We start from the raw sequence: 5571 nt of genomic DNA, 5'->3' as shown, positions 1-5571 counted from the left end.
ATGCAACAACTCACACAAAAATTAGGTTCAGGTGATATGCTCATTCAAGAGGTTCCTTATCCACAAGTTGGTAAAGGCATGGTGATCGTTAAAAACCATTATTCTATCATCAGTGCAGGAACTGAAGGTTCTACCGTAGTTGCCGCTCGGAAAAGTTTGATTGGCAAGGCGAAGGAGCGCCCACAACAAGTAAAACAAGTGATTGACACCTTAAAAAAACAAGGACCTATACAAACCTACAGAGCTGTGATGAAAAAGCTAGATGCATACTCTCCTTTAGGCTATAGCTGTTCTGGAGAAGTGTTAGAAGTAGGAGAAGGTGTGACAGGATTTGAAGTAGGTGATAAAGTGGCTTGTGCAGGGGCTGGCTATGCCAATCATGCTGAGGTAGTTGCAGTGCCAATAAATTTGTGTGTTAAATTAGCTAAAGTTGCTAATTTAAAAGATGCGGCATACAATACTTTGGGAGCAATATCCATGCAAGGGGTTCGCCAAGCAGATGTACGATTGGGAGAATCTTGCGTTGTTATTGGTCTTGGTTTATTAGGTCAATTAATAGCACTCATTTTAAAAGCATCTGGAGTTACAGTAATAGGAATTGATGTTTCTGAAGTAGCAGTTAAACAAGCGGTTGATAATTCGGTTGTTGATTTAGGAATGACCAGAAATACAGCTGGAATAGAAGAGCAAATACAAAATGCAACAAATGGTTATGGCGCAGATGCTGTTATTATTGCAGCAGCTACGTCTAGCCTTGACCCCATAAATTTTGCAGGTGCTATTGCACGTAAAAAAGGGAAAGTAGTCGTTTTAGGTGCTGTTCCTACGGGTTTCGATCGGGATCCGTTTTGGTATCGTAAAGAATTAGAATTAAAAATGGCGTGTTCTTATGGACCTGGTCGTTATGATCTAAACTATGAAGAGAAAGGAATTGATTATCCGTTGCCTTATGTACGCTGGACAGAAAAGCGTAATATGGAAGCGTTTCAGAATTTAATTGCAACCAACAAAATCAATATAGAGTATTTAACCACACACGAGTTTGAGTTTGAAAATGCAAAAGCTGCATTTGATTTAGTCGTTTCTAAAACAGAACCATTTACAGGTATTGCTTTAAAATATGATCCAGAAAAAATAGCTTCAAAAACTAAAATTTCTACTTCAGCAATTGATAAACTGGGAAAAATAAATATCTCATTTATAGGTGCAGGTAGTTATGCGCAAGGAAATCTATTGCCAAATATCCCTGAAAATAGTGATGTTAGTAAGGTAGGTGTACTAACCAATACAGGAACAACGTCAAAACGTGTGGCTGAGAAATTTAAGTTTCAGTTTTGCGCCACACAAGAAGCTGATGTTTTAGATGATAAAACAAATACTGTTTTTGTAGCTACGCGTCATGATTCACATGGGTCATACGTTTTAAAAAGTTTAGAAGCCAATAAGAATGTATTTGTTGAAAAACCATTATGTCTTTTAGAATCTGAATTAGAATCAATTATAGAAGCACAATCAAAAGCTAATAAAGCAGTGATGGTTGGGTTTAACCGTCGGTTTTCACCATTATCTTCAAAATTAAAAAAAGCAATTGGAAATAATCCAATGTCCATGCTTTATAGAATCAATGCTGGGGCTATTCCTGGTGATAATTGGATTCAAGATCTAGAAATTGGAGGCGGACGTGTTTTAGGTGAAGTTTGTCATTTTATTGATTATCTAACGTTCCTTAATGGAAGTCTTCCAACAAAAGTTTCGGCAACAGCATTACCAGATGCTAATCAGTTAAACGATACGCTAAATATTTTGATTCAGTTTGAAAATGGCTCATCTGGAGTAGTTGCTTACTATGCAAATGGTTCAAAATCGATGACTAAAGAGTATGTTGAGGTGTTTTCGGCAGGCATGTCTGCAACACTTAACGACTTTAAAGAGTTGAAAATTTATGGAAAAGGAAATCCTAAAAAAGAGAAACTTTTCAATCAAAATAAAGGGCAAAAAGAAATGGTAAGTGCATTTGTAAATGGTTTACTTAATGAAGGTCAGGTAATAATTCCTTTTGATGAAATTGTAGCAGTTACCAAAGCATCGTTTAAAGTTTTAGAATCTGTAAAGCGTGGAGGTGAGCAAGTTGAAATATAACATAGCGGCTAGTTTTTTAAAACTCAAAGCATATTGCGAAGAAGAAAACTTCAAAGGCTGGGATCCTTATGATGGATTAAATTCAAAAGTGTTTAATGCTTTACCTTTTAAACATTGTGATTTGGCACGTTTGGCTTGGATACAAGGGTTTAAAAGATCTCCTATTAATTTTAGAAAACTGTTAGGAGTATCCAAAGAATACAATGCCAAAGGTATCGGGTTATTTTTAACAGGCTATTGTAATTTATACAGATTGGCTGAGTCTGGAAATACAACTTTTGGAACAAAAGAAGAGTTACTAACCCAAATTAATGAGTTAGCAGTATTGCTTATTTCTTTACAAACAAAAGGGTATTCTGGCGCTTGTTGGGGTTATAATTTTGACTGGCAGGCACGCCGTTTGTTTTTGTTTCCCAAAAAGACACCTACAGTAGTGGCTACTACTTTTTGTGCTGCTGCACTTTTTGAGGCATACGAAATAACCGAAAATAAAGAATACTTGAATATAGCTTTATCTTCTGCAAAGTTTGTAATGAATGATTTATCGCGAACGCCACACAACAATGGCTTTTTGTTTTCTTACAGTCCAAAGGAAGGGAATAATACGGTTTATAATGCTTCTTTATTGGGAGCTAAATTATTAAGTATTGCATACCGTTATACCAAAAACGAAACATATAAAAGCGCAGCCCAAAAAGCTGTTTTGGCAGCTTGTAAAGGTCAGAAGAAGGACGGCTCGTGGGTGTATGGCTTGCTGCCGGTGCAATCATGGAAAGACAGTTTCCATACCGGTTACAATCTGGATGCTATTCAGAACTATCAGGTAAATACAGGTGATAGTTCGTTTCAGAAAAATATAGATAAGGGATTTGAATTTTATATCCATAATTTTTTTATGGAGGACGGAACCCCAAAATATTATCACAACAAAACATATCCCATAGATATTCATTGTCCGGGACAGTTGTTTGTAACACTTTCAAAATTAAATAAATTCAAAAGAAATAAATTATTAGCTGATAAAGTTTTACATTGGACTATTCATAATATGCAAAGTCCACGAGGCTATTTTTACTATCAGTTAAAAAAGGGAATAAGTTCAAAAATATCTTACATGCGCTGGAGTAACGCATTTATGTTTCATGCGTTGAGTAGTTATTTATTAGAAAAAAACAACAAAAGTAGTAATGAATAAGTTGAAGCCTATCTCAGTAAATGGAGTACATATTTACCCATTTAAAAGTGCAAAAGAATTGCTATTGTTTGCTATAAAAGAAAAGAAAATATTAGTTGCTGTAAATGCCGAAAAGATTATACATGCAACCAATGAGACAAGAAATATAATAAATAGCAATATTGGTTATGCTGATGGAATAGGCGCAGTTTTGGCATTAAAAACGAAAGGAATAAAAGATGCTGTAAAAATTCCAGGTTGTGAGTTATGGTTAGAGATTGTTAAGGCGTTTTATAAAAGCAACTCATTTTATTTAGTAGGTAGTAAGCCTGAAATTATAAAAAAAACAGTTGCTAAATTGAAAAGTAACTATCCAACTATTCAAATTTTAAATTATAGAAATGGGTATATAAACTCGATAAAAGAACAGAACATACTTCTTGAAGATATTAAAAATAAACAACCAACTATTATTTTTGTGGCTATGGGCTCACCAAAACAAGAAATTTTAATGGAACACATGTTAGAAGTCCATCCAGCTTTATATCAAGGCCTTGGTGGTAGTTTTGATGTGTTTACAGGAAATGTTAAAAGGGCTCCAAAATGGTGGGTGAAAAATAATTTAGAATGGGCTTATAGATTAGTAAAACAACCATTAAGAATTGGAAGACAAATTCATTTATGTAAATTTGTGATGCTCTTAATTTTAAAAAAAATATAATTAATGCTCAAATACGTATTTTCAAATATACACATTGCTGGCTTTTTAGCATTAATTGTAGCGTTTGCATTGGTGTATATAATTATTCCTAAAATAGCCTGGATAGTTCATTCAAAAAATTTAATAGACCACCCTGATATGCGGAGTGCTCATAAAAATGCAACACCAACGATGGCTGGATTTGCTTTTTTTTTAACACTCATTTTTATGGTGTTTCTTTTGAAAGATTGGGACATAGATTTAATTGGACTTAACTTTATTGCAGGAATTACTTTGATTGTTGCTGTAGGTTTAAAAGATGATTTAGTAGTGTCATCTCCAAAGGCTAAGTTAATTGGTGAAATAATGGCCATTTTCTTTTTGTTATTTTGTAATTGTATGCAAGTAATTTCCCTAAATGGTTTTTTAGGAGTGCACCAACTACCCATGATTGTATCCATTGGCTTATCAATTTTAATCATAGTAACAATTATAAATGCATACAATTTAATTGATGGTGTTGATGGACTTGCAGCAGTGGTTGGGATTGTAATTTTTAGTATCTATTCATTAATATTTTATGGTACAGGGTTGTATTATTACTTTTTACTCTGTATCAGTTTAATAGGTATCTTATTAGCCTATTTACGGTATAATTTATCTTCCACAAAAAAAATATTTATGGGAGATACCGGTTCATTACTCATAGGCTATTGTATTGGTTTTTTTACCTTAAAGTTTTTAGCAATGGATGCTTCATTATTTGAAAAATTCACTTTTAATCCTGAAAATAAATTAATAATTATAGCAGCTATCTTGTTTATACCATTGTTTGATATGATTCGGGTAATTGGTATACGATTATTAGCCAACAAAAGTCCTTTTTACCCAGATAGAAACCATGTGCATCATTTATTGTTAGATCTTGGTTTTTCGCATTTTAAAGTCACATTTTTAACGGGGTTTGTAAATTATGTATTGGTGATAGGATTTATCTATTTAGCTTCTATTTTTGATAGTTTTCAAATGTCAGGAATTTTGACGGTTGTTTTTGTACTATTTTTAGGGGTGTTATATGTATTGAGGAAGAGGGTTAAAATGAAGAATGCTGTTGAAGTAGATGAGAGAGTAGAGTAATCAACCGTCATTGCGAGGCGTTTTCACAACGAAGCAATCTCATGAAAAGAAACAGATTACCACAGTTTTTTCAAAACTTCGCAATGACGGTTAAAATGAAGAGAGAAGGGTAATCAAACGTCATCCTCAGCTTGACTGGGGATCTTATGATAAGTGTTCCAAACAAACAGACCCCGAATCAAGTTCGCAATGACGTAATTAAGAACAAAAGTAACAAGTCTTGGATCAAGTCCGAGAATAATAATAATAATAATAATAATAATAATAATAATAATAACCCGTTGTGCAGAGTGTTTTATTTTATGCATTTGAATGTCAGTTCGAGTAATTTTCGATAGAAAATTGTATCGAGAACTATTTTGAAAACGAAAATTTGATTCTCGATACTAATTTTACTCATTAACATTCGTTAAATTCACTC

Annotated in this window: 4 protein-coding genes; all 4 read left to right on the top strand. The window is 33.5% G+C overall.

From position 1 onward, the window contains the following. A partial coding sequence (locus tag GQ540_RS09480) for a Gfo/Idh/MocA family oxidoreductase (protein ID WP_291800405.1) occupies positions 1-2139 on the top strand: 2139 nt, incomplete at its 5' end. After that, positions 2120-3334 carry a delta-aminolevulinic acid dehydratase gene (locus GQ540_RS09475; protein WP_291800402.1) on the top strand — a complete coding sequence of 405 codons (1215 nt, stop codon included), beginning with the start codon at positions 2120-2122 and terminating at the stop codon, positions 3332-3334. The genes GQ540_RS09480 and GQ540_RS09475, both read left to right, overlap by 20 nt. After that, positions 3327-4034, top strand: a complete 708-nt coding sequence (locus GQ540_RS09470; protein ID WP_291800401.1) for a WecB/TagA/CpsF family glycosyltransferase — start codon at positions 3327-3329, stop codon at positions 4032-4034. Before GQ540_RS09475 ends, GQ540_RS09470 begins: the two co-directional genes overlap by 8 nt. Before the next feature lie 3 nt (positions 4035-4037). Next, entirely contained in the window at positions 4038-5150 is a 1113-nt protein-coding gene (locus tag GQ540_RS09465; RefSeq protein ID WP_291800399.1) for a glycosyltransferase family 4 protein, read from the top strand. Positions 5151-5571: the final 421 nt, after the last annotated feature.

It is taken from the genome of Lutibacter sp., from assembly GCF_013139515.1.
Classification (GTDB): Bacteria; Bacteroidota; Bacteroidia; order Flavobacteriales; family Flavobacteriaceae; genus Lutibacter.
This window is presented reverse-complemented; position numbering and strand designations above follow the sequence as displayed.

What these genes read in the sequence shown, in the direction of transcription:
- GQ540_RS09465 (WP_291800399.1), top strand. Translation starts at nt 4,038, where the DNA reads ATGCTCAAATACGTATTTTCAAATATACACATTGCTGGCTTTTTAGCA.
- GQ540_RS09470 (WP_291800401.1), top strand. Translation starts at nt 3,327, where the DNA reads ATGAATAAGTTGAAGCCTATCTCAGTAAATGGAGTACATATTTACCCA.